This window comes from Hymenobacter sp. HD11105 (assembly GCF_054051685.1).
In genome coordinates this window covers 533,484-558,271 of the sequence record NZ_JBSWBR010000003.1, presented here as the reverse complement: position 1 = coordinate 558,271, position 24,788 = coordinate 533,484, and the positions used below count along the sequence as shown (strand labels likewise).

At 56.1% G+C, this 24,788-nt stretch carries 21 protein-coding genes and 1 tRNA gene; 6 read left to right on the top strand and 16 right to left on the bottom strand.

What is annotated here, in order from left to right; all coding sequences use genetic code 11:
- Window positions 1-97 precede the first annotated feature (97 nt).
- Both ACW9KT_RS12870 and ACW9KT_RS12865 read left to right on the top strand, forming a co-directional pair.
- A complete protein-coding gene (locus tag ACW9KT_RS12870) occupies window positions 98-907 on the top strand; it encodes a hypothetical protein (RefSeq protein ID WP_457080981.1) in 810 nt (269 codons plus the stop codon).
- A 97-nt stretch (window positions 908-1,004) separates the two neighbouring features.
- The gene (locus ACW9KT_RS12865) at window positions 1,005-2,927 is read left to right on the top strand and encodes a RecQ family ATP-dependent DNA helicase (protein WP_457080979.1); all 1,923 of its coding nucleotides are present in this window, start codon (window positions 1,005-1,007) and stop codon (window positions 2,925-2,927) included.
- Between the two features lie 61 nt (window positions 2,928-2,988).
- Here ACW9KT_RS12865 and ACW9KT_RS12860 read toward each other — a convergent pair whose 3' ends face one another.
- From ACW9KT_RS12860 to ACW9KT_RS12840, 5 genes are all read right to left on the bottom strand, one after another.
- Complete coding sequence (locus ACW9KT_RS12860; RefSeq protein ID WP_457080977.1) at window positions 2,989-3,420, bottom strand: organic hydroperoxide resistance protein; 432 nt, start codon at window positions 3,418-3,420, stop codon at window positions 2,989-2,991.
- Between the two features lie 332 nt (window positions 3,421-3,752).
- Window positions 3,753-4,049 carry a rhodanese-like domain-containing protein gene (locus tag ACW9KT_RS12855; RefSeq protein ID WP_457080975.1) on the bottom strand — a complete coding sequence of 99 codons (297 nt, stop codon included), beginning with the start codon at window positions 4,047-4,049 and terminating at the stop codon, window positions 3,753-3,755.
- Window positions 4,050-4,153: 104 nt separating this feature from the next.
- Window positions 4,154-6,010: a T9SS type A sorting domain-containing protein gene (locus ACW9KT_RS12850; protein WP_457080973.1), complete on the bottom strand. Its 1,857-nt coding sequence runs from the start codon at window positions 6,008-6,010 to the stop codon at window positions 4,154-4,156.
- 73 nt (window positions 6,011-6,083) lie between these two features.
- The gene (locus ACW9KT_RS12845; RefSeq protein WP_457080971.1) at window positions 6,084-6,869 is read right to left on the bottom strand and encodes a PASTA domain-containing protein; all 786 of its coding nucleotides are present in this window, start codon (window positions 6,867-6,869) and stop codon (window positions 6,084-6,086) included.
- A 101-nt stretch (window positions 6,870-6,970) separates the two neighbouring features.
- Window positions 6,971-9,718: a D-alanine--D-alanine ligase family protein gene (locus tag ACW9KT_RS12840; RefSeq protein ID WP_457080969.1), complete on the bottom strand. Its 2,748-nt coding sequence runs from the start codon at window positions 9,716-9,718 to the stop codon at window positions 6,971-6,973.
- Window positions 9,719-9,827: 109 nt separating this feature from the next.
- Here ACW9KT_RS12840 and ACW9KT_RS12835 point away from each other — a divergent pair, with 109 nt between their 5' ends.
- Window positions 9,828-11,024: a phosphoglycerate kinase gene (locus tag ACW9KT_RS12835; RefSeq protein ID WP_457080967.1), complete on the top strand. Its 1,197-nt coding sequence runs from the start codon at window positions 9,828-9,830 to the stop codon at window positions 11,022-11,024.
- Window positions 11,025-11,156: 132 nt separating this feature from the next.
- Here the strand turns inward: ACW9KT_RS12835 and ACW9KT_RS12830 are convergent, their stop codons facing one another.
- From ACW9KT_RS12830 to ACW9KT_RS12820, 3 genes are read right to left on the bottom strand one after another with little or no spacing between them, the layout of a single operon-like run.
- Entirely contained in the window at window positions 11,157-11,780 is a 624-nt protein-coding gene (locus ACW9KT_RS12830; protein WP_457080965.1) for a hypothetical protein, read from the bottom strand.
- A 35-nt stretch (window positions 11,781-11,815) separates the two neighbouring features.
- Window positions 11,816-13,066, bottom strand: a complete 1,251-nt coding sequence (locus ACW9KT_RS12825; RefSeq protein WP_457080963.1) for a site-2 protease family protein — start codon at window positions 13,064-13,066, stop codon at window positions 11,816-11,818.
- Complete coding sequence (locus tag ACW9KT_RS12820) at window positions 13,044-13,712, bottom strand: HAD family hydrolase (RefSeq protein WP_457080961.1); 669 nt, start codon at window positions 13,710-13,712, stop codon at window positions 13,044-13,046. The genes ACW9KT_RS12825 and ACW9KT_RS12820 overlap by 23 nt, the downstream gene beginning before the upstream one ends.
- A gap of 83 nt (window positions 13,713-13,795) precedes the next feature.
- On the opposite strand from ACW9KT_RS12820, the gene ACW9KT_RS12815 reads away from it, so the two are divergent.
- Window positions 13,796-13,872, top strand: a tRNA-Ile gene (locus tag ACW9KT_RS12815).
- Window positions 13,873-13,964: 92 nt separating this feature from the next.
- Here ACW9KT_RS12815 and ACW9KT_RS12810 read toward each other — a convergent pair.
- From ACW9KT_RS12810 to ACW9KT_RS12800, 3 genes are all read right to left on the bottom strand, one after another.
- The gene (locus tag ACW9KT_RS12810) at window positions 13,965-14,558 is read right to left on the bottom strand and encodes a hypothetical protein (protein ID WP_457080959.1); all 594 of its coding nucleotides are present in this window, start codon (window positions 14,556-14,558) and stop codon (window positions 13,965-13,967) included.
- Window positions 14,559-14,623: 65 nt separating this feature from the next.
- Window positions 14,624-14,968 (bottom strand): DUF5681 domain-containing protein, encoded by a 345-nt coding sequence (locus tag ACW9KT_RS12805; protein ID WP_457080957.1) that lies wholly within the window; start codon window positions 14,966-14,968, stop codon window positions 14,624-14,626.
- Between the two features lie 220 nt (window positions 14,969-15,188).
- Window positions 15,189-16,847, bottom strand: coding sequence for a DUF4394 domain-containing protein (locus ACW9KT_RS12800; protein WP_457080955.1), 1,659 nt, complete (start codon window positions 16,845-16,847; stop codon window positions 15,189-15,191).
- A gap of 303 nt (window positions 16,848-17,150) precedes the next feature.
- Between ACW9KT_RS12800 and ACW9KT_RS12795 the strand changes: the two genes are divergently transcribed.
- Window positions 17,151-17,723, top strand: coding sequence for a DNA-3-methyladenine glycosylase I (locus ACW9KT_RS12795; RefSeq protein ID WP_457080953.1), 573 nt, complete (start codon window positions 17,151-17,153; stop codon window positions 17,721-17,723).
- Here ACW9KT_RS12795 and ACW9KT_RS12790 read toward each other — a convergent pair.
- The 4 genes from ACW9KT_RS12790 to ACW9KT_RS12775 all read right to left on the bottom strand — a co-directional run bounded on the left by ACW9KT_RS12790 (window position 17,709) and on the right by ACW9KT_RS12775 (window position 22,228).
- A complete protein-coding gene (locus tag ACW9KT_RS12790) occupies window positions 17,709-18,239 on the bottom strand; it encodes a GAF domain-containing protein (protein ID WP_457080951.1) in 531 nt (176 codons plus the stop codon). The genes ACW9KT_RS12795 and ACW9KT_RS12790 overlap by 15 nt on opposite strands.
- A gap of 131 nt (window positions 18,240-18,370) precedes the next feature.
- Complete coding sequence (locus ACW9KT_RS12785) at window positions 18,371-19,201, bottom strand: universal stress protein (protein ID WP_457080949.1); 831 nt, start codon at window positions 19,199-19,201, stop codon at window positions 18,371-18,373.
- A gap of 254 nt (window positions 19,202-19,455) precedes the next feature.
- A complete protein-coding gene (locus ACW9KT_RS12780; protein ID WP_457080947.1) occupies window positions 19,456-20,277 on the bottom strand; it encodes a universal stress protein in 822 nt (273 codons plus the stop codon).
- A gap of 451 nt (window positions 20,278-20,728) precedes the next feature.
- Window positions 20,729-22,228: an amidohydrolase family protein gene (locus ACW9KT_RS12775; protein WP_457080945.1), complete on the bottom strand. Its 1,500-nt coding sequence runs from the start codon at window positions 22,226-22,228 to the stop codon at window positions 20,729-20,731.
- 255 nt (window positions 22,229-22,483) lie between these two features.
- On the opposite strand from ACW9KT_RS12775, the gene ACW9KT_RS12770 reads away from it, so the two are divergent.
- Window positions 22,484-23,299, top strand: coding sequence for a universal stress protein (locus tag ACW9KT_RS12770; protein ID WP_457080943.1), 816 nt, complete (start codon window positions 22,484-22,486; stop codon window positions 23,297-23,299).
- A 17-nt stretch (window positions 23,300-23,316) separates the two neighbouring features.
- Here ACW9KT_RS12770 and ACW9KT_RS12765 read toward each other — a convergent pair whose 3' ends face one another.
- Complete coding sequence (locus ACW9KT_RS12765) at window positions 23,317-24,771, bottom strand: L-lactate permease (protein ID WP_457080941.1); 1,455 nt, start codon at window positions 24,769-24,771, stop codon at window positions 23,317-23,319.
- Window positions 24,772-24,788 lie beyond the last annotated feature (17 nt).

Sequence of the window (24,788 nt, the reverse complement as noted above, 5' to 3'; positions counted from 1 at the left end):
CAATGAGAAAATTTACATATAAAAATGTGGTTTTTTGCACCTTTTGCGTACCTATGTAGTTATATACCCAAATAACAAAACGTACTACAGGACACTTATGGAAACCGCCATGAACGAAGTAACCAAACCCGTTAAAGACCAGGCTCGCAAGAGCAAGATTGAGAGCTACGATATTTCGCGCTCCGATGAGACGTTGCACTTGGCTACTGATCTGGCGAAGTTCATCAAAGACAACAAGCTCACGACGACGGTGCAGGGCAAAGAGTTTGTGAACGTGGAAGGCTGGCAGTATGCTGGCTCGCGCTTAGGCATCGTGCCTATCGTTGACCACGTCATTAACGTTAGCACCGAGACGGAGTTAAAATATCAAGCTAAAGTGACCTTGTTCGACTTGCGTTCGGGTCATACGGTAGGCGCTGGCTTTGCTGTATGTTCGAATAAAGAGTCGGGTAAGAAGTTCTACCAAGAGTTTGCCATCATGAGCATGGCACAGACGCGTGCTATTGGCAAGGCGTACCGCAATATCCTTGCTTGGATTATTCGCGCTGCCGGCTACGAGCCCACGCCTGCTGAGGAGATGGAATATGGTGGCAACCAGCCCGAAGTCAAGCCCGCGCTGGCTGTAGCCCCTGCTGCTTCTCCCGCCGCTGTAGCTGCTGAGGCTACGCCTATGAAGGCCGTACCCGCTGAGCCTGCCGAGGCTCCAGCACCAGCCATTGCGTACGCTACGGCTGCGCAGAAGGAGGAAATCATCCGTCTGCTCAACCACCCGGTGATTACGCGCCAGGAGAAGACCAAGATGTTGCTTAACATCAACCGTCTGGACGAGGAGCGTGCCAACCAGGCCGTTGCTAAGTTGCGCAAGGCTATCGAAGACCGTGAGAACGGCGAGTCGGCTGCCGCTTAAGGTTTAACTCACTACATATACAGAAAGCCCGGTTCCGTTTGGAGCCGGGCTTTTTTGTTGATCTGTTAGTTCAGGTAGAACTTACCTTTGCGGTCACATGCCTCTACCTACCGACGACATTCTGCACTTGCTGCACCAACACTGGGGCCACACGGCTTTTCGGCCGTTGCAAGAAGATATTATTCGGTCAGTGCTGGCAGGGCAGGATACGCTGGCCTTGTTGCCCACGGGCGGAGGCAAAAGCGTATGCTTTCAGGTACCAGCGCTGGCGCGGGAGGGCATTTGCGTGGTCGTGTCGCCGCTGATTGCGCTGATGAAAGATCAGGTAGAGCAGTTGCGGGCGCGGGGCATCAAGGCCGAGGCGGTGTACGCGGGCATGAGCCACCAGGAAATCGACCAGACGCTGGATAACTGCGTGTACGGGCCGGTGAAGTTTCTGTACGTGTCGCCGGAGCGGCTGCTGACGGAGATGTTTCGGGTGCGGGTGGCAAAGATGAAGGTGAACCTGCTGGCCGTGGATGAGGCGCACTGCCTCTCGCAGTGGGGCTATGATTTTCGGCCACCTTATTTGCAGATTGCGGAGCTGCGCGAATTGCTGCCCAAAGTGCCGGTTATTGCTCTCACGGCTACGGCTACCAAGCCCGTGAAGGCGGACATTATTGAAAGGCTGCGCTTTGGTCTCAGTCATCAAGTTTTTCAGCAAAGCTTCGCCCGGCCAAACCTGTCGTATTCCGTTCTGCAAACTGAGGATAAGCTACGACGTCTGCAAGAAGTGTTGCGTGGCGTAGGCCCCGACAAAACGGCCATTATCTATGGGCGCACGCGCCGGCAGGTAGAAGACGCAGCGGCGTTTTTGCAGCACCACAAAGTGTCGGCGGCGGCCTACCACGCGGGCTTGCCCAGTGATCAACGCCACCGCACCCAGCAGGACTGGATGCAAAATAAAACCCGCGTAATCGTGGCTACCAACGCCTTCGGTATGGGCATCGACAAGCCCGACGTGCGCCTAGTCGTGCACCTCGACGCACCCGATACGCTGGAAGCTTACTACCAGGAAGCCGGGCGTGCCGGGCGCGACGAGAAATATGCCTTTGCCGTCCTCCTGGCTGGCCCCAACGAAGCCGCCGATCAGCGCCGCCGCGCCGAGCTGGCTCACCCGCCTCTCGATACCGTGCGCCGTGTATATCAGGCCCTAGCTAATTTTTCGCGTACTGCTGTTGGCGGCGGTGAGCTAGTAGCCTTCGATTTTGATATTCAGCAGTTTGCCGAAACCTACCGCATCAAAGCCCTAGACGCGCATAATGCGCTGAAAGCGCTGGCGCGTCAAGGACTAGTGCAGATAAACGAAGCTGTAAACAACCCGGCCCGCGTGCACATTCCCATCGACCACAATGACTTGTACCGCTTTCAGGTAGCCAACGCAGCCCACGATAAGTTAATTAAATCATTACTTCGATTAAATGGGGGCGAAATCTTCGCCGGCTTTCAGAAGATATCCGAAAACAGCTTGGCCCAGCACTTGCGTCTGAGCGTGGTGGAGGTGCGTAAAATGCTGCTGTTTCTGCACCGTTCGGGTATTATTCAGTATCAGCCTCAGCATAATGCCCCCCAGGCGCTGTTCACCACCCCGCGCCACGATGTTGATAAGCTGCCTCTGAACCAGCCAGCTTTGCGCGCCGCTCGTGAATTAGCTCAGCATCAGACAGAAGCCGTCATTCAATATAGCTTAGGTGGCAAGTGTCGGCAGCAGTTATTGCTAGAATATTTCGGGGAGATGGATGCTCCAGCATGCCGCGTCTGCGACTTTTGCCTGGCCAAAAGGAAGGGTCAGCAGCCAACCGCCCAAAGCCCAGCGCTACGGACTCAACTGGTAGAATTGCTTCAAAAAGCTCCCCAGACACCGCGCGAGCTTCTCACTCAATTTGCCCCCCAGCAAGCCGAAACAGTCACTCAGTTGCTGCGGGAACTAGTGGATACCCAGGTGCTGCGCTACGAGCCTAATGGTCAGCTACGGGCTTAGCTGAAAAGGATATTGTAAAAGCCACAGCCAATTAGCTGTGCTGGCTTAAGTCTACCATCACCTACGAGTTGGTGGTGGTGGTCATAGTCACTTCAATGTTGCCACGGGTGGCGCGGGAGTAGGGGCAAAGCTGATGAGCTTTGGCAACCAATTCTTCAGCAGCGGCTTGGTCCATTCCCGGAATGTTTACGCGCAGATCTACCGAGATGTCGTAATTGTCGCCATCCTTGCCCAAGGTGACGTCGGCGGCTACGGAACTGCCGTTAATGGGCTGGTTTTCCTGGCTGGCTACCAACAAAAGAGCGTTATCAAAACAGGCCGCATAGCCCGCCGCAAACAGCTGCTCGGGGTTGGTAGCGCCTAGTTGGCCAACGCCGCCCATTTCCTTGGGTATACTCAGGGTTAAGTCAAGCGCATTGTCGGAAGAAATAGTGCGTCCGTCGCGCCCGCCCGTGGACTTAGCTGAGGCGGTATACAGTTTCTGAATGCTCATCGTAACCTTAGAAAAGAGTAAGCGCCGCCTCCGGATAGCTGATTGCTTAGCAAGCGGTTAAGCCTAAGTACGCAGAAGAAACGGAAGCGTAACCAAATTATATAAATCAATTGAGGCATTGCTATACTCACCCGAAAATTAATTTTCTGCCTTCGAAGCAATTCACTTGGCTGCGCCCAAAACCTGCATTCGTGGCGAAGCCGCTCGTCAACGCTAGCATATAATTCGATGGCCTTTTCTGCACAAAAAAGCCCCCCAGGGCGCTTGATTGGCGCTGGGGGGCTTTTTGATGATATAAATAGCTCGGCTTAAGCGGTTGTGCTTTCAATGGTTTATAGCTGGTATGCGGTAATGCCGCCGATTAAATTGCGCACGTTGCGAAAGCCATTTTGAGCCAGAAATGCCTTGGCTGAATTAGCTCGGCTGCCGCCCTTGCAATGCACAATTACTTCTCCTTCCTTGAAGTCTTCCAGCTCATCGATGCGTTGAGGTAGGGCGCCCAGGGGTATGTGCTGGCTTCCCTCGATGCGTGATTCCTCGTATTCCCAGTTTTCGCGTACGTCCAGGATTACCAACTTTTCACCGGAGGCCTGCCGCTGCTTCAGCTCATCGGAAGTAATATCACTCATAATTTCTAGGGTCTTTTTCGAGGTAGGAGGGTGGATTTGAAGGCGTAGTTTAGGAATAAAAATTAACTACCTCACATAAAGAGGTGTCTTAGTTTCGTCCAGGCTTATTGATTTAATGCCAAACGCTTCGTCACAACTTGCCCATTTGCTAAGGTAAGCTGCACTAAATATACACCAGCAGGCAAGTTCTGCAAGTCTAGCTCAGCTTGGCCGCTTTGTGCTGCTGCCTGCGTCCAAACTACTCGGCCCACGGCATCAAGCACGGTGGCGCGAGCATAACGGCCCTCCACGCGCACCAGACCGGCGCTTGGGTTAGGATAGAGGCTGATAGTGGAAGCTAGGTTAGGCGTTGCGTTGGATGTGACAATACTGCCCGTCATAATAGGGCGCATCATGGGCGCACCCGGAACTGGAGTCACGGTAAAACGCCATGCATTAGCGGTATTTAACAAAAGGTAATTCTCGGGTGGCACGCTGTTCAGGTCTATCCCAAAAGGGATGAAAAAGCCCAATGAGGCCTGACCATAACCCACGTAAAAAGTGCCGTTCACGCTCACTGGTTGGGCAAAAGCTACGTCTACATACTCTTGCCCGGCTGGCAGCGTAGCCGGAATAGTAAAGTTTTGGGATGCTTTGGGTGTAGTAGTAGGAAAATTAGTAGTAGGGTCATGGTCCCACACATTCACCGTGATTACCCGACTTGCATTCATCGGTGCGGCGTACAGCCGCACGCTACGCACCCGGTCGGGTCGGTTCAGATCAATGCGATACGCAAAGTAGCTCGCTGGGCCAGTCGATAGCGCGGGTAGATTCACGGTGGCTTCGGCCGTGCCGTCGTCATAGGCATAATAATCAGCCAGCTCTGTCGTGCGCGATATGGTGTCGTTGGAAAGCGTTCGGGGATTGGTCTCGTTGGTTTGAATGGCAATTCGGTGCGTGACGCGCTTGGCTTCGGGCGTAATAGGCAGCGGCGTAATGCGCACGTTGCCGGCAATAACATCCTGCTGCTGGCTCGCGGCCAGTGATTTGTTGCCGGTCAGAAAGGTGGCACGAGGGCCAGCCGGCAGCACTTGCAAAGTACCATTCCAAGCAATGGGCGTTGGCGCGGGGCCCACATCAAAGTTGTTGATGGTTGTAAACGTGTTCGGATTTAGCTCATCGTTGGCGTTTGCATTAAACTGCTCCACGGGCATAGACGCAAAGCGCCGCAGCAAACTGGTGAGTGGGGCGCTGGTGGCAATGTCGCGGTACGTGTTATCAGTGGCCGAGCGGCCTTGGTCGAGCAGAATATAGTCGAGGCTCCAGGCATCACGCGTAGTCGACAGGTCGCCCGTAGCCCGAAACCGAAACTGGAAACTTGGGTGCAGGTAGCGAGGCTGGGTAACAGCAACAAGCTGTTGGGCAAAGTTGGTCCTCACGCCGGTGCTGGGTTGAACCCAGACCTGCTGCCACAAACCCGTATTATCTAGGAACTCCAGTTCAAAGCGTACTGGTTGCCCAACATTGCTCTTGGGCGGGCCTACTATACTGCCCGCTTGCCAGAAAAAGCTCAGATACACACCACTATTAGCCGTAAAGGCACTTAAGTCAATGGGCTGGGAGGTAAGCGTATCTGTGGTGCCGTAGGCGGTAGAAGCGGTATAAGGTCGGCCATTGGCCCGCAGCCCATCAAAGGTGACTACGCCGCGCGAAGGCGGAGCGACCGGAAAACGGTTGTTTACCAAAGTGCCGCCACCTTTTACCCAATACTGCTCGTTGGGCAAACCTTCGCCCTGGGCCGCAAAATCATCGAATAAGGGCAGTACTATCTGCGTACCGCGCTGTCCCAAGGCCGGCTTCGGCGGAGTGGAAAGCGCTCGGCTCGGGTCAGTGCTAAGTGGGGTTACTGTTTGCGCCTGTCCGGCTAAGGACAAAAGCAGGCTAAGAGCCAGCAGAAAAAGTAAAGGTTTCGGGTAGATCATAGACAGCAATTTACGCAAGGCAAACGGCTGCGGATGAGAGAAAATTTTACCGTGCCTCCTCAACTAACTTTACTTATTGTACGGCCTTTAATGGCTCGTTGCCGGCTACCCACAAATCAACTAGCTGACCCATCCGAATGGTAGCCCCGGGCGCGGCTATTGGCCGCTGTCGCACAACGGTGCCTTCTACCTGCCCTTCCTGGGCTGGTTGGTAGAATATTTCACCTACCTGCAAGCCTTGTCCTACTAGTAGGGTAGAGGCTTCATCGGCGGGCATATTGATGATATTGGGTACCGGAAACTCTTGGTTTCCCTGTCCATCACCTACCACTAAATCTACGCGGGTGCCTTTGGCAATGGGGGAGCCGGGCTCAATTTCTTTGCCGTTTACCAACTGCTTCAACACCGAGTTCTGAGCCAAGTCGGGTACCTTTTTGATGTCGCCCACTACCAGGTCGTAGCTGGCCAGAATCATCTGCGCGTTTTTCACCGAGCCTTCCGTGAGCTTAGGCATTTTGATCACCGGCGGGTTTTTCATGCTCACCGAGATATAAATCTTGCGGTCTTCCTTTACCTGCTCGCCGGGGGCGGGGTCCTGGGTTAGCACCGTGTACGCCGGAATGTTGGGGCTGTAGCTGGAGTCATCAATGAAGTAGCGCAGATTGCGCTCATCCAAGTAATCTTCCAAGTCGCTCTGCCGCATCCCGGTGATCTTGGGCACCACAATAGTTTCGCCGTGATTGGTGGTCATGGGCAGGTATACAAAGAAAAAGCCGAACAGCAGCAATGCCGCCATTAAGCCAATGACCACCAAGTGCTTCAGTACGTCGAATGGGGTGTCAGATTTAAGAAAAGCCATTATAAAAGGAGAAACTAGAAGTCAGGAGGAGCGAAAGTACTGGGAAGAGCGGAAAGAACGATAACTCCCCTCCTCAGCTGAGGAGGAGAGTTATCGTTCTACTAGCTTTTGGTTTCTACTTGTAGTTTGCGCTGGCGCTCTTTGCCAAATTCCAGAATTCGATCAATGAAATCGTAGGGAGTATAGCCGTTGAGAGCCGTTTGGTGGAAGATGCAGGTGGCGGGGGTCATACCAGGTAACGAGTTTACCTCGATAATCAGTACCTCCACCGCGCCCGTTTCGCGCACCCGCACGAAGGCGTCGATGCGGGCGTAGCCTTGAATGTTGAGCACCTCAGCCACGCGGCGCAGCTCTTTTTTTACTTCATCCGAAATGCGCTGACGCTCCTCCGGGTTGGGGGCGTAGCGAGCGGGCGTAATGTTCTGGCCTTCGCCGGCCAAGAACTTTTCCTCTAGGCTCAGCACTTCGCCGGTGGCCAAGGCCTCAGACGCTTCAAACACTTCGATGTTCAAGGTGCCGTCGGGGCGCCAGTGGGTGAGCAAGCCGCCGGTTACTTCGAGGAAGTGCTGGGCGCCATCGCGGCTGATGAGGGTTTCAACCAGGAAGGCATCCTTCTGCGGAAACTCCTCTTTAAAGCCGAGGTTAAGGGTGCGAGCAGCTTCGGACAGCAGGTCTTCCTGGTCGCGGAAAATGAGTTGGCTGAAGGCTTCCAACTCCTGGCGGTTCTTAATTTTCTTCACGGCCGAAGAGCAGCCGTCGTCGGCGGGCTTGGCTATGAAGGGGTAGTGAAACTGCGTTTCCAGCGAGCGATAGAAGCTTTCGGCGTCGGCTTGCCACTCTAGGCGGTTGGCCATGCGGTGCTCGGCTACGCGCAAGCCTGCATCGCGAAGGCGGCGGTTAGTTTCAAATTTGTTGATCGTGATGCTGCTCGACTCGACTCCGGAGCCGTTGTAGGGCAGGCCAAATTGCTCCAGCTCTTTTTGCAAAGCGCCATCTTCGCCGGGACGACCGTGCAAGGCAATGAACACCTCATCTACCATCTCGGCCAACTCCTCAAAGGAAATGCGGCGCGGCTGCGCTGTAGGCTGGCCAGCGTAGGTTCCCGTAATGGCCTCGGCCTCGCGGCGGATGCGCACCAGTACTGGGTGCAGCTCGTGGCCGGCTTCGGCGTACTCAATTTTCTCGCGGATGTCGTCAGCGTTATCCTTGAGCATCACATTGATAGGTAGCACATACAGCTTGTGCTCCTGAGCTGAACCCGTTAGGAAGACGGGAATGGGCTCGTACTTGATAGAGGAACTTAGCTTCTCGTAAATATTACGACCGCTCTCCACCGAGATATGGCGCTCAGAAGAGTAGCCGCCCATAATCACGGCTACTTTGGTACGATGCTGTTCCTGCTGCTGACGCGAAGCCACGGCGGCATCGAGGCGGGCCAAAATGCCCCCCAGGCGCACTGGCTGCATACCCGCGCGGCGGCGCGCGGCAAGCGAAGTCCGAATCAGGTAGGTCAGGAACTGAGACGGATTCAGCCCGATTTCAGCTGCCTGATGGAAGAAGAACGAAGCCGGCAACATACCCGACGTCGTGTTTGGGTCATTCAAGAAAAGGCTGCCGTCGGTGGCTTGAATGAAGCCGTCCAGACGAGCGTAGACCTGAAAGCCGAAGGTGCGGAACATCTCCTGACAAGCTTCCCGAATCTCCTGAATCTTGTCTTCGGGCAGGTCGATGGGCGTGATTTTGCGGCTCAGGCCGGGCAGGTACTTGGAGCGGTAATCGAACATCTCCTCGCCCTTTACAATCTCGGTGGGGGGCAAAGCCAGTGGCTCACCGTTGGGATCTTCCACCACAATGCACGAAAACTCGCGCCCCGCCACGAAGCTCTCTACCAGCACCTGCGACTCCCCATCCACATTGGTCAGCAATACTTGCTCAACCGTCTCAAACTGCTCGTTGAGTGTATTCAGGAGCTTCTCAGGGTGATAAATAAGTTGCGGCTCCTGAGGTGCAATAGTATCAGTTGCTGATTGTTCACCTTTCACTTGAAGCACCACCGGCAGACCAATTCCTTCGCGGATATCGGTGAGCTGCTGTAGCCACAGGAGTTTCTGCTCGTCGCTCTTGCCCTGCCACTCGCTGCGGGTCAAGGTTTTGCGAAACAAGCTGCGCTCAACAGCTGCCACAAACTGGAGGGCATTTTTTTCGCGCAGAATCGAGACGCCAATGCTGGAGCCTTGGCGTGGGGCTTTAAATACTAGTGGCAAGCCCAGCTCACGCACCAAGTAATCAAGCGTAGCTTCTGGGTCGGCGGCGTCCCACTCTTCCGTGCCGATGACGCGGAAAGCAGGCGTAGGCCGGTTCAGCGCGTGCAGAAGCTTTTTCTGGGCGATTTTATCGATGCCGAAAGCCGAAGGCAAGATGCCGGAGCCAGAGTACGGAATGCCGTACCACTCCAGCAAGCCTTGGATGGCGCCATCCTCGCCACCAGGGCCGTGCAGGGCCAGAAAAGCAAAATCCATCAGCTCGCGCAACTCCTGGGGTTGCACGCGTCGGCCCACTTCCGCGATGATGCGGTCTTGTTCCTCCTGGCTTAGTTCGCCGAGGCTTTCCAAGTACACCTGCAAACGGTGCTCGGAGGGTGGCAGAGCTGATACGGGGGGGTAAAAGTCCCGAATGGTGCCTTTATAAATGTAGTGCCAGTCGAGCAAAATGAAGTTGCCCCGGCTGTCCACGAAGATGGGGACGGCTTGAAACAAGCCTTTGTCCAGGTTATCGTACACAGTGCGGCCGCCCGCAAAGGATATTTCCCGCTCACGCGACGGGCCGCCGAAGAAGATGCCTATTTTCATACGTAGCGCAAAGGTACGGGGAAAGTAGAACGGATGCGAAACACGACGGCGTCAAAGCTTCTACTACATTCGTCCCGTATAAGGCCTATCCAAACCCTACTCACTGCTTATGCAAACTCTTGATCAGTACAACTTCGCCGGCAAACGAGCCCTGGTGCGCGTCGATTTCAACGTGCCCCTCGACGATGAACTGCACATTACCGACGACACCCGCATCCGCGCCGCGACGCCTACTATCCGCAAAATACTGGCCGATGGTGGCAGCGTGATTCTGCTTTCCCACTTAGGGCGGCCAAAAGGCGGCCCCGAAAAGAAGTTTTCGTTGCGCAGCCTCGTGCTTCGTTTGCAGGAAGAGTATGGCCGCGAGGTGCTATTCGCCGACGACGTGCTCAGCCCCGACGCCGCTAACAGGGCCGCAAACCTGCAACCCGGTCAGATTTTGCTTTGCGATAATGTGCGTTTCTATAAAGAAGAAGAAGCTGGCGACACTGCGTTTGCAGAGAAACTGGCGAAACTGGGTGATGTGTATGTGAACGACGCCTTTGGCGCTGCCCACCGCCGCCACGCCTCCACGGCTGTTGCTGCTCAGTATTTTGCCCCCCAAGACCGCGTTGCGGGCTACTTGATGCAAAGCGAGCTAGACAACGCCCATCGTGTGCTTACTAAAGCCGAGCGACCTTTCACGGCCATTATGGGTGGGGCTAAAATTTCGGATAAAATTCAGCTTATCGAACAACTGCTCGATAAAGTAGACAACCTGCTCATCGGGGGCGGCATGGCGTACACCTTCTCAAAAGCAGAAGGCGGCGACATCGGCGGCTCTTTGCTGGAAGCCGACAAGCTGGACCTGGCCTTGCACTTGATTCAAAAAGCCAAAGAAAAAGGCGTAAACCTAGTGCTGCCCACTGACTCGCTCATTGCCGACCGCTTTGCCAACGATGCCAACGTAGAAACGGCTCCCAACCATCACATCCCGAACGGCTGGATGGGTTTGGACATCGGTCCCGAGTCGCGCGAGAACTTCGCCAACATCATTCGTCAGTCGCGCACCATCCTTTGGAACGGCCCGATGGGTGTATTTGAGATGTCAAACTTCTCGGCCGGCACCGAGTTTGTAGCCGCAGCTATTGCCGAAGCCACCGCCAACGGCGCCTTCAGCCTCATCGGCGGCGGCGACTCGGCTGCGGCCGTCAACCAGATGGGTTACGCCGACCGTGTGAGCTACATCAGCACCGGCGGCGGCGCGCTGCTGGAGTATATGGAAGGCAAAGAACTGCCTGGCGTAGCCGCGCTGGAAGGCCGCTAGGTTGCGAACAAGACTAGCGCGAAGCTTCGGCTTCTCGTGTCGTTGCAATCAACTGAACGTAACGCCAAGCTAAGTGTCATTGTGAACAAAAAGCCCCCCAGAAGTAATTCTGGGGGGCTTTTTTACTTATTCCTAATTAGCGTAAGGTGCTTCCAATTCCTGTCCCATGCTGAGCAGCGGCGAATCCTCGACGCGGCCGGTAAGGCGGGTGGAGAGGGCGCGGGCTTCTTTGTCGGTGAGGACCTCCAGCTTGTGTAGCCAACGCAGGCGCTGCAACTGGGGCTCGATCAGGCCTAGCGGGTTGATAGTGCCATAGTGCTCGCGGAGGTAATTTTTGGTGCGCTGCTCCAGGTTTTCGGTGAAGCGATAGAGTGCCTTCCGCTGATTAGGACGATCGGCCAGCACTACGCGAGCGTGAGTAGTGTTCAGGATAAAGTGCTGCCACCAGTTGTGGCGGCCGTACCAATACAGAGCTATCAACGCCAGACCTACGCCCAGCAAAATGAATCCATACAATGTCGTGGGCTGCTTGAGGGCGTATTGGGTGCCTATTATCCAGGCATACAGCAGCCCTAGCAATTGCCACCGCGGCGGCATATTGCGGCGGCGCTCCACCTGCACGGGCAAAATTTCTTCGTAAGGCATCTCAACCTCCAGCGTAGTTTGACCCTGTCGGTTTTTTCGGCAGATATATAGCCCGTGGGGGCGAAGGGCCAACTGCGTGGTTTGAGTTAGTTGGCGTTGTTCTATAAGCATAGGAAAAGAAAACAAGCAGCGGTACTCACGCGGGCTTACCCGAAGGGTGAGGGCGTGAAGCAGAGCACAAAAATAGCCAGCATGACCCAGCCCAGCACCTTGCGGCCGGGGCTTAAGGGGCTTTCGTCGGGGGCGGGTGGGTGATAAATGCCCATCACGCGGCCCAGCAAGAAACCAAATACCAACCAGCCCGGATTGCCTTCAATGCCCGGCACCGCCAAGCTTAGTGCTAGCTGCGCCGCCACTACACCCAGCACCAGCATTAGCGCCCGGCGCGGCGTAGGCACGGCCCGCCGAAATACAGTAAATAAATAATACAGATAAATCGGCCCACCATAGAGCAAGGAGTCATCGGAGCTATCAACGGTAAACAGCCCCAGCCCCGCATAAAAGATAAACCCAATAAAGAGCACTGCCGAAACTTGATTGAAGCGCTGAAAGCCCAGCAAGCCGTACAGAATATGCCCCCCATCAAGCTGCCCAATAGGCAACAGGTTGAGCGCCGTAAAGAATAGCGCTAACGAGCCAGCCAGCAGCATAGGGTAGTGCATGAGCTCATTGGGGTGGGGGAGCAATGCCGGATCAGCTAGCCACGATTCTAAGAGTCGATAGATCAGTGACTTACCCAAGACAAGACCATCGCCACCAGCATTTTGGTAGACATACTGCGCATAATCGGCGCCATACGCCCGATATTCTGGGTGAACCTGGAAGATATACTCCAGCGGAGGTAAGTGCGTAAAGCCATACATCAGCACCGGTATGGCCACTAGAAAGCCCGCTAGCGGCCCGGCCAGTCCAATATCGAAGAACTCCTTTCGAGAGAAAATTCGGTCCTTGATGCGAATAACCGCTCCAAACGTGCCAATGGTGTTAAAGAAGCCAGTGAAAAATGGAATGTAATAGGGCAGCGTAGCTCGCACCTTGTAGTAGCGTGCGGTAAAATAATGCCCAAACTCATGCACCGTGAGCACACCCAGAAACGGCAGCGAAAACCACAGCCCGTTCCGAATCTCCGCACGCGTAAGCCAGATGCTCAGCGAGTCGGCATTCGTTAAATCGAAAAAGGTACGCCCCGTCATCCATTCCGCGCCAGCCAGAGTAGTGGTTATCAGCGTGATGACGAACAGCAGCAAGTGTAGCGTGTATACGCGCCAGCGCGGCGTGGGAGGCCTGTAGGCGTTAAACTCGCCACGGTGGCGGCGGAAGTAGCCGCGGTAGCGCGGCCGATGTACGTTATTATCGGGCTGGGGCGCCGGAGCGTCAGGCAGAGGGAGTGAAGGCACGGATAGCGGCAGGCAAAGCTTCGGTGAGCGTGAGCGGCGGGGCCAGGAAGAGCGTATGCAAGCCCAGGCGCTGAGCCGTTTCAATATGTTGAAAACTGTCTTCGATGAAAAGAGTTTCTTCGGCTCGCCAGTTCATTTCGCGCAGTACATGCTCAAAAATTTCCGGGCCGGGCTTGCGCAATCCTACTTCCTGAGAGTAAAACACACGGTCTAGCACATCAGCAATGCCGTGTTCAAAGCCATAAGCGACTTTAAGGCGCCGATTTACTTCCTCAATATGAATCACGTTGGTGTTGCTAAGAAGGGCCATCTGATGGCCTTGCTCGTGCAGTTCGGCCAACAGGGCGAGCCGATCAGCGGGCACATCCAGCAGAATAGAATTCCAGGCCTCGTCCAACTCCTCATCGGAGGCCGTAAGGTTGTAGCTGGTGCGCAATCCTTCCCGAAACTCGGCCGGCGTGATGCGCCCGGTTTCCAACAGATCAAACAGCTCAGACTGGGTTTTTTGGTTGTACTCAATGGTATTGCCTTCGGCTGCAAGGCGGCGCATGGCTTCGATGGGGCGTTGGTAATCAATATTGATCAAGACACCGCCAAAGTCGAAAAGTAGGTTTGGTAAACGGCGCGTAGTAGGGCTGGGGGGCATTTTTGAAGAATAGCGTTGCAAATTGACGGACAAAAGTCGTAGTTTGCACCGCCGAAACCAACCTGTATGGTTGTTTACGCACCGGGCCCATAGCTCAATCGGTTAGAGCAACTGACTCATAATCAGTAGGTCCTTGGTTCGATTCCAAGTGGGCCCACCATATATCCCTGTAACTGCCTAGAAATAAGGTATTTACAGGGATATTTATTTTCACTGGGACAGCTCACGGGACAAAGTTCTGTCTTTGCTCTTTTAAGGGCCCAGGACGCTGCGCATCAGCCCTTCTACCATAGGCCCTACTCTATCTGCCCGCTGTTCCAGTCGCAAAAGCTTCGCATACCATTTGGTCGGCTTGCCCTGGTAGTGCGTTTTGCGGCCTTTCCGATATTCCCTTAACCAGGCGCGGTCAGCTTCGAAGTACACGCCCAAGCCCCGAAACTGTTTGGGCTCCAGTTGTGATTCATAATACAGGCGGGAAGTGAAGGCCAGACGGTGGGCGAACCGGCCCACGCCAGCGGGCATATACAGAATCGTAGCCCGTCGGCCGGTTGAGGGACAGATAAAGTAGTACCGGTGGCCCGCGCCTAGATTGGAGGGCACGGCTTCCAACTGAATCCGGTAATCATAGGCATCGGTATCGTTGACCGTGTAGCGCAGGCGCACGTAGGTTTCCGCCGGGAGAATAACCGCCTCCAATGCTATGCGCCCGGAGGGGCGGCCGTTGTGCGTCCAGTTAAGGGTAGTGGAGTGGAAGCCTGGCCGGAGCAGCCCGATTTTACGCAGGTAGGAAAGCTCCAGGCGGCGGATAGCTTCGGTGGTGTCGGGAAATTTGGGGGTGCGGGGCATGGCTGTATAAGAGTGAACCGGACAGAGGTAGCCGAAATCCTCAAGGAACAGGTGGTAGCTTTGCCCTACCTATTCAGGAGGCGAGTGACTTCACGGCCATTGTTTACCCGATTGGCTTCCTGCTCTTCGGCCGTGCTCCCGCCAATGCGGAGCGTCACTTTGATCGGCCCTTTTTCCTGCTCCGCTGCGAGGGTGGTGCGCTGCATTTTGGGCGTAATGAACTCCGCTAGCTTCACGTAGGCATCAATAAAGTCTTTGCCCTCCAAGGCTGCTAGCTTGGTCCGGAGTGTATCCGCATCGGTGCCGGCTAGCGCGTCGGCGATGACTTCGCGGGCGTGGGCCGTAGCCTTGTTGGGGCTGCCTTTCCGGCGGCCACTAGGATTGCCGCTGTTTCCTTTCTCGTAGGGCATCGGAGTATTCTTTACATCGAATGTAAGTAGGGGCGGCAGGCAGTTTTAGGCCTTACCCCCTTTCCCTTTAATTTTGCACGCAAGAAAATTTTATGAAGACTTACGGTTACTACTTCAAGTAACTATCGGGAAGTTACTACCCCTCCCCTTGGGTTGGGGGCTTTATAATGAAAAAAGCCCCGGCTTAGGAGCCGGGGCTTTTTCTTAGAATAAATAAGGCTTAGAAGCCTAAGCCCACGGTAAAGCCAGAGGGTATTCCACCCAAGTTGACCGTACTAATTATAGGTACCTCGCCTAGTAAGGTGGCTGCGCCCGTTGCTAGGTTAATCGTGTAGAGTTTGGTAGGCCCTGTAGTTGCCCCATTTCGTGGAAGTTCGTATAACAGGGCATACCCCGTATTGCTGGTGCCACTAATATCGAAATGGTAAGTACCCCCTGCCCCATCTACTCCTAAGCTGCCAATAGAGGTGATGGTACCAGCATTGGGTGGGTCTTGCCGCCACAACTGAAGATTAGAAGTGGTAAACAATGACGCACCCCCAATATCGAATAAGGTAGTGCTCGTGGCGCCGGCGAAATTATTTGAATAGGCCGCCGCCGTAATGAACGGGGTGCCTGGATTCAGCAGCGCATCTTGGGTGACCACGCCATTGTCGGGATTCACCCGCCAGTTCTCCGTGTTCCCCTTAATGAGACGAAGCTGGTCGGTGACGGGGTTGAAATCAAAGCCCCCCGAACTCCCATCCCCTAACACAGATAGCGTGACAGCGCGGGTGGCTTCACCCGTAGCTGGATTGATGGTATAAAGGCGCTCGAAGGTGCGCTGAGAAAACCCACGGTCATCCGATTGGCTTTTACCTACCAACGCATAGAGCTGGTTGGTGGAAGGCCGAAAATCCAGCCCTAACACTCGATCAGTAGCGTCTAAGCCCTGGATAGGTTTACTGACCACGTTTGCCGGAATATCGGGATTGAAGATCAGCAAGTTCCCCCCTGCAAAGGTGACGGCATAGGCCACCGGCTGAGTAGGAATAGCAATACCGGAGTAATTCAAGCCCGCGTCGTACTGGGCCAGGGAACGCGCCGCACCAGTCGTCAAATCCACAGCAAACAGAGTAGGCTTGCCGCTCACCGTGTACAGGCCCAGGGCCGTACCAGTCTTGGCATCAATGTCAAAGCCGCCATCGCCGCTGATGTCTAAATTTAGATTGCCAACGGATACGAGTGTGCCCGCGTTGGGTGGATCTTGGCGGTAGAGCCGATCCGTGGCTGGGTCCAAGTCGTAGAGCACCGTGGTACTCACGCCATTGGTATTGTTGCTATACGCCGCGCCCGTAATAGTGGCCCCAGCGGCGCCATTGAGCACCCCATCGGTGGCGGCCACGGCGCCGGTCTCCGGATTCAGGCGCAAGTTCTGTCCGGTCGAGGTCACCACACGGATACGGTCGACCGTGGGGTTGAAGTCAAAGCCCACCAAAGTGCCCGCGACGGCCGGGGTGAAGGCACCCGCGCCGATCGCGCGAGCGACGCCCGTGTTCTGATTGATCACGTAGAGCCGACTAGCACTGCTCACCCCGTAGAGTTGCCCCGTGGCGGGCCGGAAGTCGATGGCTAAGAGCGTCTCCCCACTAGCGAGGCCCGTGATAGTCACGGAGCTGGTGCGAGTAGCGGCATTGCTGGTATTATAGGCATCGAGCCTAGTGCCACCTGAGAGGGCATAGAAGGCAATATCCTGACCCAAAGGCGGAAAGGTGGGGATGGTGGGCGGGGTGGGGTTGGGTTTGGGGAAGTACTTCTCGAAGATGTCTTCGCAGCTCGTGAGCGACGACATAAGCAAGACAGCCACGCCCCATTTGGCGAGGGAAGAGGGTTTTAGCATAGAACGAAGAAAATAGAAGGATGAAAAGAATGAATAGTACAGATCGGATTTGACCACTACGGCCCACCTAGGACTTTAGATACACGCTGTCTCAAATATTATCCAACTTATTCTGCCCTCGCTGGTACTGCCTTTGCTATCCCCTTTTCCCTGCTAGTTGGACGCATGAAAATTTACTGAAGGCATCCGGTTATTTCTTCGAGTCTGTGCTGTCGGCTATCCGCTATCCGCTATCCGCTGACGGCATTTTTATGTTTTGATCACTCGTTATCCCGACGAATCGTATTTCATTGTTGCCAAACCATGCACGAACTGCGCTGCCCTTGGGCTACCCACAAAGACGCTCTGTTGCGTGATTTTCATGATCACGAATGGGGCGAGCCTGTGCCTGAATCGGGCATCCTGTTCGAATACCTCGTACTGCACACGTTTCAAATAGGCTTTGACTTCCCGGTGGTATTGCGTCGGCGCGAAGCCTTCCGGGAGGTACTGGCCGGCTTCGACCCCGACCGGCTAGCCCGCTTCAGCGACGATATCATTGAGGAGCTATTGCAAGACCCACGCATTCTGCGCAACCGCAGGAAGCTGGAAGCTACCCGGCAGAACGCTCAGGCTTGGGTGCGCTTGCGGCAGGAGTTGGGCGGGGAGCAGGAGTTGCTACCCTTTTTTTACGAATATGTTGGTGGAAAGACTTTGGACAATCGGCGGAGCGAAACAAACCCGATACCGTTGACTACACCCATGAGCGAGGCCATGAGTAAAGACCTGAAGCAGCGCGGCTTCATTATGACGGGTCCCGCGACGTGCTACAATATCATGCAAACGGCCGGCTTAGTGAATGATCATTGGGTAGACTGCCCCTCACGTCTTGCCTAGCTCACGCATATACTCCTGAATAACGGGAAGCAAGAGCGGGGCGGCAGCGTCTAGATATTCCCGGTCGGCCGGGGTCCAGGGGCGCGGCTGATCGAACACGCAAGGCTGTAAAATGCCCCACAGCTGCCCTTGCTCAGTGATGTGGGCGTGTACCAGGGCTCGGTGCCCGAAGGTACGGCGCTCAAACTCCTGGTTAAGCACCTCTGGCCCGGCCTTGGTCACATCTTCCACATACACGGAAGGCTGCGCGGCAAGGGCAGCCCGAAATAGCGGATCTTGCTTCGGGAGGTCGTCGGTGTCGTTTTGCCAAGCGTGGCGCGGGTCGGGCACGGTAGCGGCGCGGCGCCAGACGAAGGCAATGCGGCCACGGCCCTGGGTCGGGTCGCGCACATAGAGGAAACAGCGGTCGACGCGCAAGTGGGGGCCAATTATATCCAGCGCACCTTGCAAGCGTTCGGCGGGCGGATTTTTGGTAGCTAGTAGAGCCTGAAGTTCGTGCAGCGGCGAAGCAGTCATAGGTGGTGGGTAAACGTGCAGGAGGTGACGAGCAGCACGTAACAAGACGGCTAAGTCATAAGTTTTTGCTTCGATGACCGGCACCCCAGACAGCCTACGAATTCGAATGAAGTAGGATAATGAACCGAACGCTAGTGCTCAGCGGCGGGGAGCACCAGCACAGGTACGGGGCAGCGACCGAGCACCTGAGCCGTGACGCTGCGGTGGAACAACTCACCCAAGTAAGTGCGGGAGCGAGCCACGACCAGCAGCAAATCGGCCTGGGTGTCGACCAGGGCCTCGAGCAGGCCAGCGGCCGGGCTCTGGTGCAGGTAGCCGCGCAGTTGCACCGTGGGTAGGCCCGTGGCTAGGCCGCTGGCTTCCACGGCCCGCAAGGCCTGAGCGCAGCCCGCGTCATCCTCTACGGTCGAGACGTGGGCTACGGTAAGCTCGGCGCCCAGACCGCGCAGTAGCTCGTTGACGGCAGCAGCCGTCGGCAGGGTGAAGGCTTCCTGGTCGGCCGCGAATAGCACGCGCCGGGGCGGGCTGGCGGCGCGGGTGCCACGGGGCACGACCAGCACGGGCTGCTGGGCGGCGCGCAGCAGCTCCAGAGCCGTGGCGCAGAGGCGCTCGATGGAGGGTGTGTCAGCATCGGAGAGGCCCACTACAAACAGAGCGGCCGGGTAGCGCTGGCCTAGGCCTTGGGCCACAGTGGGCAGCAGATCGGTGGCTAGCTCCACCGTGGCCGGCGTGTGCAGTTGCTTGGCCATCTGATGCAATTGGTTGCTCGTTTGCGCAGCTAATTGCTGCTCTTGCTCTTTCCAAGCCTCCCCAGCAAACGCATACAAGCCATTAACCGAAGACCGATTGATGTGCAATAGCACTAATCGTCCACCCAAGGTACTGGCCAAGTTATCGGCGTAATGGACAGCGCGTTGCGCGGCTGGGTAAAACGTAGTGAGTACGATAAACGAAAACCCCATAGGATGTAGATAGCAAGTAGGTAAGAAGCAGCGTGCCCGGCGACCTTTACTGGCGATGATGCTGCCACGTAGCGAGCAGAAGGTAAAGCAAAATTAAAGCAGCTGCAATGCTACTTACCATTTGACGCCAGGCACTACTGCCTTACTTCTCGCTTGAACTATTGCTAAGTGTTAGTGAAATAGATGGCTATAAATGTGTAGCGTAATCAAACTACAACTGATTGGAATAAGACGGCTCTCCGCAAGCTTGGCGCTTAGTCTTCGGCGGGGAGCAATAGTACCGGAATGGAAATCTCGCGGAGAAGCTGGGCCGTAACGCTACGGTGAAACAGGCTGCCTAATAGGCTATGACGCCGGGCTACTACCACTAAAACATCGGCCTGCTGCTGCGCTGCCTGCTGTAAAATGCCCCCCACAATGCTGGGATGATACACCTCATGCAGACTATCTTCTGGTAAGGGCGGCACTAGGTCGTTGGCCGTAATGGTACGCAGAACGGCCGGGCTATCGGGGCGCACGTGCTCATCATCAGTTACGTGCACTACATCAAGCGTGCCCTGCGTGGCGTACAGCAGTTGGCGCAAAACGTTCTGATGCTGGTACAAGAAAAAGGGTTGGCCATCGACAGCGAGCAGGAAGCGTCGGGGCGGAAACGCATCCCAGCCGGCAGCTGGCACCACTAATAGCGGATAAGGAGCATGGCGTATCAGGTCGAGCACCGTGCTTGTCACTACCTCCTGCGGGATGGAATCGGCGCCGGGCCTGCCTAGCACCAGCATGAGAGGATGGTGGCGCCGAACGGTATCTTTTACAGCATCGGGCAAAAACTCGTCGGAGATGGCAACTTCGGCGGGTACGGGCTGCTCGGCTGCCAAGTGCTCAAGCGTGTGCGTGATCTTTAGCTCGCTCCGTCGGCTATGCTCGTGCTTGTATTCTTCAGGGTCCAGCAGCCGATCTTGGCGCACGTGTAAAAGCACCAGATGAGCCCGTAAGGGAACTGCCAGACCAGCCGCATAGGAAAGTGCCCGGTTGGAAACGGCAAAGAAATCGGTCAGAACAACAAGGGAAGTATCCATGATAATGAGTACAAAAGTTGAGCAGATCGGAAGAGTTTTTTGCTGCGGTTGCGTACCGACCCAGTTGCTGCCCGTGGCCAAGCTTATAGCCAAAATGCCCCCCAAGTGGCTGTAGCCTAGCCGCAGCCATAAACAGGAAAGCGGGCTTGCGCCGAGAGCAACTGCCAGCTAAGGATTGGAAGCCTTATAGCGCCTTTCCTCGGCGCTTGGCGTTTGGCGAATACGTGCTAAGCAACGCTAGTGCGGCCAACAGGAGCATGGGAAATAATAGAGCAGCGGGTATCATGATGTGGGTGGAGAAAAGTGACCAACAGTGGTCTGTGGAAGAAAGAACTACCTCTTAAAATTCGTTGACTGTGGCAGCAAGTGCCTTGACAGGCGTCATTGAGTTGCATGATTCTGGTTATGCTGTCTGCTGGCTTTGGCTTATAAGACGGCCGGAGCTGGAGCACTAGCGGGCGGTGGTGGCCGACGATTCGGTGTTGCTGTCCTGAACGGCGTTCTTAGCTTCTTCCACAAGCTCAGCTAACATGGCGGCGTTGAGCACGCGGCCCCGCAGCACCACGGCGCGCACCCGGCGCAGGTTGTTGATGTTGTCGAGGGGGTTGGCGTCGAGCAGCACCAGGTCGCCGTGAAAGTCGGGGGCAATCTGGCCTAAATCATAGCGGTGCCCGGTGGCGATGGCGGGCAGGATAGTAGCCGACTGCAAGGCCTGCGCCGGCGTGAGACCCGCGGCCACCAAGTAGCTCAGCTCATCCAGCAAGCTAGTGCCATGAATAGAGTAGGGCATATTCCAGCTGGCCCCCGAACCTGCTATGATCGGTACGCCGAGGCGTTGGAACTCCGCTATCATCCGGCGGCGCAGCGACTCCACTTCCGGTACCGCTACCTTTTTATTGGCCGGCTGGGTTTGTTTGGCCCGCGGCGCTAGCTGCGCCCAGCGCTGGCGCACCGTGGCCGGCACAAAGCGCAAGCCCGAACTATCATCGTCGGTGCGATAGCGCAGCAACTCGGGGTTGGCCCCCAGGGTGGGTATCACAAAAGTGCGGGCTTGGGCCAGGGCCTGACCCAGGGCCGTGCAGCGGTCAGCGCTAAACGACGTAACAATGGCGCCTTGCTGCAGTTGGATGCGGGCCTGCAGCGACGTAGCCGATTGGGAAGAAGCAAGGTGCTGTATTCGGGCGGCAGCCAGCTCATTTTCGCGGCTGGAGCAGCCCAATAGCAGCTTCTCCGTGCCTACTATTCCGCGCTGCCGCGGCACGGCCTCCAGGGCTAATACGCTCTCCGGAATACAGCCAATGATAGGCACCTTCCAGGTGTGAGCTACACTAGTTATGCCTGCATAAGCCTCCTGAGAAAGCGTAGGGCCTGTTTGCAGTGCGCGCCACCCTTCGTGGAGCACGTTCTTGGCTTGCTCTTCGCCTTCCGTTTGGGTAGTAGCTAGCCGAAAATTGCCCCCCAGACCAGGTACGCCGTCGATGGCTGGGCCCGCTAGCTCAATTCGGGGGCCTATCCGGGTGCCGGCTTCCACCGCCCGGGCCGTGGCTTGCAGCACGTCCCGGGGGCGCGCCGTGCTTTCATCTCGGATGCTGGTAATGCCATTTGCCAGGTACAAGGGCAGCGCAACGCGCTCCTCAGCCTCGGTAGTAAGGGCCTGCACACGCGCATCCCAAAGACCAGGAACCAAGTATTTGCCCCGGCCGTCGAGGTGCTGCACCGCCCGGCCTGCTGGCGCACGTTTGCCAATAGACTCAATGCACCCATCGCGCACGACCACCATGCGGTCGTACTGGATGTATTCACCCGCCACGTCGACCACATTCACGTGGCTAATGACTAATAATCCGGCTGGGGGAATCTGCGAAGCAGAGCGGCGCGACTTTGCTGCTGTTTGACCTGCTGCCTGTTGCGCGCTCAGGGCTATGAGCAGGAGAAGGATGTAGGATTTCATGGGAAGGTCAAAAGGTGAATGGTAGCTGCTACACTCAGAAGTAGTTGATATTAGCGGATAAAAAGCCCCCCAGGCGTACCCCAGAACTGAGAGCAGGGCAGGCGCAAGGGTTTTCGGAAGCGTTTGCAAGATTAGCCTCGCCGGCCAGCCTTAGCTATGATTAAAATCATGGCAAAAGCTAAACTTGCGCATATGGCTGCTCGGTGTTAAGTGCTTGTTTGCAACCTCATTCACCGGCTACTTTTTATTCTGCTTATGCCCGCTTCCCTACTTATCCTCACCGACTTTTTCCAGGCTTCCAATCGAGCCCTTGACTACGCTACTAACCTAGCCCAGCCGCTCGAAGCCCGCTTGGTGTTGCTGCACGTGCGCCGCGATTCTATTCTGGACCCTGAAATGTTTACGGGGGAGCTATCGAACCTGAGCAAGGAGGCGATGAGCCTGGCGATGAACAGCGTAGTGCGGCAGCTGGCCGTGCCGGTGGTAGCCGAAGTAGGGCACGGGCGGGTAGCCTACGCGGTGGCCGACGCCGTCAGCCGGCACCATCCGGCCCTCATTGTGCTGGGCCGGCCCGACTATTCTGAGATTCCCGAGGAGCTGGTGCATACCACTTCCCTCGATATTCTGCGCGCGGCTCCCTATCCTATGCTCGTTGTGCCGCATTCAGTGACCGTAACCGGACCTCCTCGGCGTGTGCTGCTGGCCGTCGATGGTGGGGATTTTACCCTGGGCGAGCACGCTGGCGCCATACGTCAGGTGTTTAATCTGCTCAAGGCAGAGCTTACGGTGGTGTACGTAGCGCCCCCGGCGCACCCGAACACGCGCCCTGACTTTCTGGAGTCGGTGCTACGGACGGGCCTGACGGTGGATTTGCCGTCGGTTCAAACTCGCACGGTGAGCCATTCCAACCCGGCCGAAGGAATTTTGCAGGTAGCGCAGCCCGCCGACTACGATATGGTGGTGGTCATTGCCCGGGAACGTAGCTTCTTTGGCAGCCTGTTCCACCGCAGCGTCACGACTCAGGTGCTGCTAAACAGCGAGATTCCGGTACTGGTGTTGCCTGCCCAATAATTGCCCCCCAGGCCTGCTTAGGCGCTGATCAGCAGCCAAGCCATGCCTAGTAGTCCCGCTAACAGCGCCGCTAGCAAGGTAGGCAGCAGATTATTGGCCAGGATGGTCTTGTAGTTCTTGATGCCCGCCACCGAGGCGGCGGCAATAATATTGAACAGGCAAATGGCATTACCCAAACTGGCCCCCACTAGCTGCAAAGCTAGTACTACGGTTGTGCTCAGGCCCAAGGAAGCGGCAGTCTGCTGCTGGGAGGCGCCGAATACCAGGTTGGAAATAGTAGTGCTGCCCGTAATAAACGCACCCATCACACCGATGAAGGGCGCGAGTACTGGATAGGCGGAGCCGAGTCGGCTGAGCAGGTCGGCTATGTACTTAATCATAGAAGGCTGCTGCACGCCGGAGTAAATCATGAGCTGGGCAATGGCCACCGACGGAAACAGCACCACAAATACGCTCACCATTTTGCTCAGAGGCTCGCGCAGGTGTAGTGAAGGGCTGCGACGAAAGTAAGCCACGCCCAGACCCACCGCCACAAATGGCAGAAACGGCGACTGCAACGGCTTGAGGCTACCCCGAATACCGGAGCCAAACATATCCGCGAAAGCCAGCTCCCAGCCTAGCAACTCCCGCAATGGGGCCAGCAGTTTGGGCAGCAACAACAACAAGGCTAGCACCGCATACGGCAGCCAGGGCCACAGATTGATAGTAGTACCGCGCTGCCGCAGATACAGCACTGCTAGGCCCAGCATAATTAAGGCGCCAAATACGGTAGCCAGCTCGGGCCCCAGCCAAGCCAGCACGCAAAACGGCACCATGATAAACGCATACAGCACCAGCACCTGACGCCGGTTTTGAAGCGGGCCATGCTGCCGCCCTACCAGCCGAAACACCAGCCCCAGCACGAGCAGCCCTACCACACTGACAAGTCCGGCCGCCATAATACCGATGGTCTGCACCTCCGCGGCCGACAAGCCCAAGGGTAGCTGTAGTCCAATCAGAATAGGAGTCCCCACGGCCCCGAACAGGGCAAACAAGCCATCAAAGAGCAAGACGACCGACACCGACAGCACGGCCTCGAACCCCAGGGCAATCAGAATAAGTGGCACAATAGCGCCGGGAGTGCCAAAGCCCGCCACGCCCTCGAAAAAAGCCGTCAGGCCGATAGCCAGCAGGAAAAACCGTAGCTCCTTCGAGGGGTGAAGCTGATCCAGGGAGTTGGTAAGTTGCCCAATGAGGCCGGTGTGCTGCATGATGGTGTAGAGAAACACCGCCCCCAGTACAATCAGCAGGATATTGATTGTCGTCAGCAACGACATGGCTAGCGCGCCCAGGTAATGATTCAAGCCCGCGCCCCAGTAAAAAAACAGGAACGTCGTAACTACCCAGCCTACTAGCACCGCCGCCTTCACGCCCTTCGTCAGCGAGACGAGAATAAGGAGCAGAATAGGCAGCAGCGCGAGCAGGTAGATCATTGAGGTCAAAAAGGAGA

Excerpts from the sequence above, each read along its gene's own strand:
- ACW9KT_RS12805 (WP_457080957.1), bottom strand. The coding sequence starts at position 14,968 with ATGCCCTACGAGAAAGGAAACAGCGGCAATCCTAGTGGCCGCCGGAAA.
- ACW9KT_RS12870 (WP_457080981.1), top strand. The coding sequence starts at position 98 with ATGGAAACCGCCATGAACGAAGTAACCAAACCCGTTAAAGACCAGGCT.
- ACW9KT_RS12770 (WP_457080943.1), top strand. The coding sequence starts at position 22,484 with ATGCCCGCTTCCCTACTTATCCTCACCGACTTTTTCCAGGCTTCCAAT.
- ACW9KT_RS12840 (WP_457080969.1), bottom strand. The coding sequence starts at position 9,718 with ATGAAAATAGGCATCTTCTTCGGCGGCCCGTCGCGTGAGCGGGAAATA.
- ACW9KT_RS12830 (WP_457080965.1), bottom strand. The coding sequence starts at position 11,780 with ATGCTTATAGAACAACGCCAACTAACTCAAACCACGCAGTTGGCCCTT.
- ACW9KT_RS12775 (WP_457080945.1), bottom strand. The coding sequence starts at position 22,228 with ATGAAATCCTACATCCTTCTCCTGCTCATAGCCCTGAGCGCGCAACAG.
- ACW9KT_RS12850 (WP_457080973.1), bottom strand. The coding sequence starts at position 6,010 with ATGATCTACCCGAAACCTTTACTTTTTCTGCTGGCTCTTAGCCTGCTT.
- ACW9KT_RS12855 (WP_457080975.1), bottom strand. The coding sequence starts at position 4,049 with ATGAGTGATATTACTTCCGATGAGCTGAAGCAGCGGCAGGCCTCCGGT.
- ACW9KT_RS12790 (WP_457080951.1), bottom strand. The coding sequence starts at position 18,239 with ATGACTGCTTCGCCGCTGCACGAACTTCAGGCTCTACTAGCTACCAAA.
- ACW9KT_RS12785 (WP_457080949.1), bottom strand. The coding sequence starts at position 19,201 with ATGGGGTTTTCGTTTATCGTACTCACTACGTTTTACCCAGCCGCGCAA.
- ACW9KT_RS12800 (WP_457080955.1), bottom strand. The coding sequence starts at position 16,847 with ATGCTAAAACCCTCTTCCCTCGCCAAATGGGGCGTGGCTGTCTTGCTT.
- ACW9KT_RS12810 (WP_457080959.1), bottom strand. The coding sequence starts at position 14,558 with ATGCCCCGCACCCCCAAATTTCCCGACACCACCGAAGCTATCCGCCGC.
- ACW9KT_RS12795 (WP_457080953.1), top strand. The coding sequence starts at position 17,151 with ATGCACGAACTGCGCTGCCCTTGGGCTACCCACAAAGACGCTCTGTTG.
- ACW9KT_RS12845 (WP_457080971.1), bottom strand. The coding sequence starts at position 6,869 with ATGGCTTTTCTTAAATCTGACACCCCATTCGACGTACTGAAGCACTTG.
- ACW9KT_RS12865 (WP_457080979.1), top strand. The coding sequence starts at position 1,005 with ATGCCTCTACCTACCGACGACATTCTGCACTTGCTGCACCAACACTGG.
- ACW9KT_RS12860 (WP_457080977.1), bottom strand. The coding sequence starts at position 3,420 with ATGAGCATTCAGAAACTGTATACCGCCTCAGCTAAGTCCACGGGCGGG.
- ACW9KT_RS12820 (WP_457080961.1), bottom strand. The coding sequence starts at position 13,712 with ATGCCCCCCAGCCCTACTACGCGCCGTTTACCAAACCTACTTTTCGAC.
- ACW9KT_RS12835 (WP_457080967.1), top strand. The coding sequence starts at position 9,828 with ATGCAAACTCTTGATCAGTACAACTTCGCCGGCAAACGAGCCCTGGTG.
- ACW9KT_RS12765 (WP_457080941.1), bottom strand. The coding sequence starts at position 24,771 with ATGATCTACCTGCTCGCGCTGCTGCCTATTCTGCTCCTTATTCTCGTC.
- ACW9KT_RS12780 (WP_457080947.1), bottom strand. The coding sequence starts at position 20,277 with ATGGATACTTCCCTTGTTGTTCTGACCGATTTCTTTGCCGTTTCCAAC.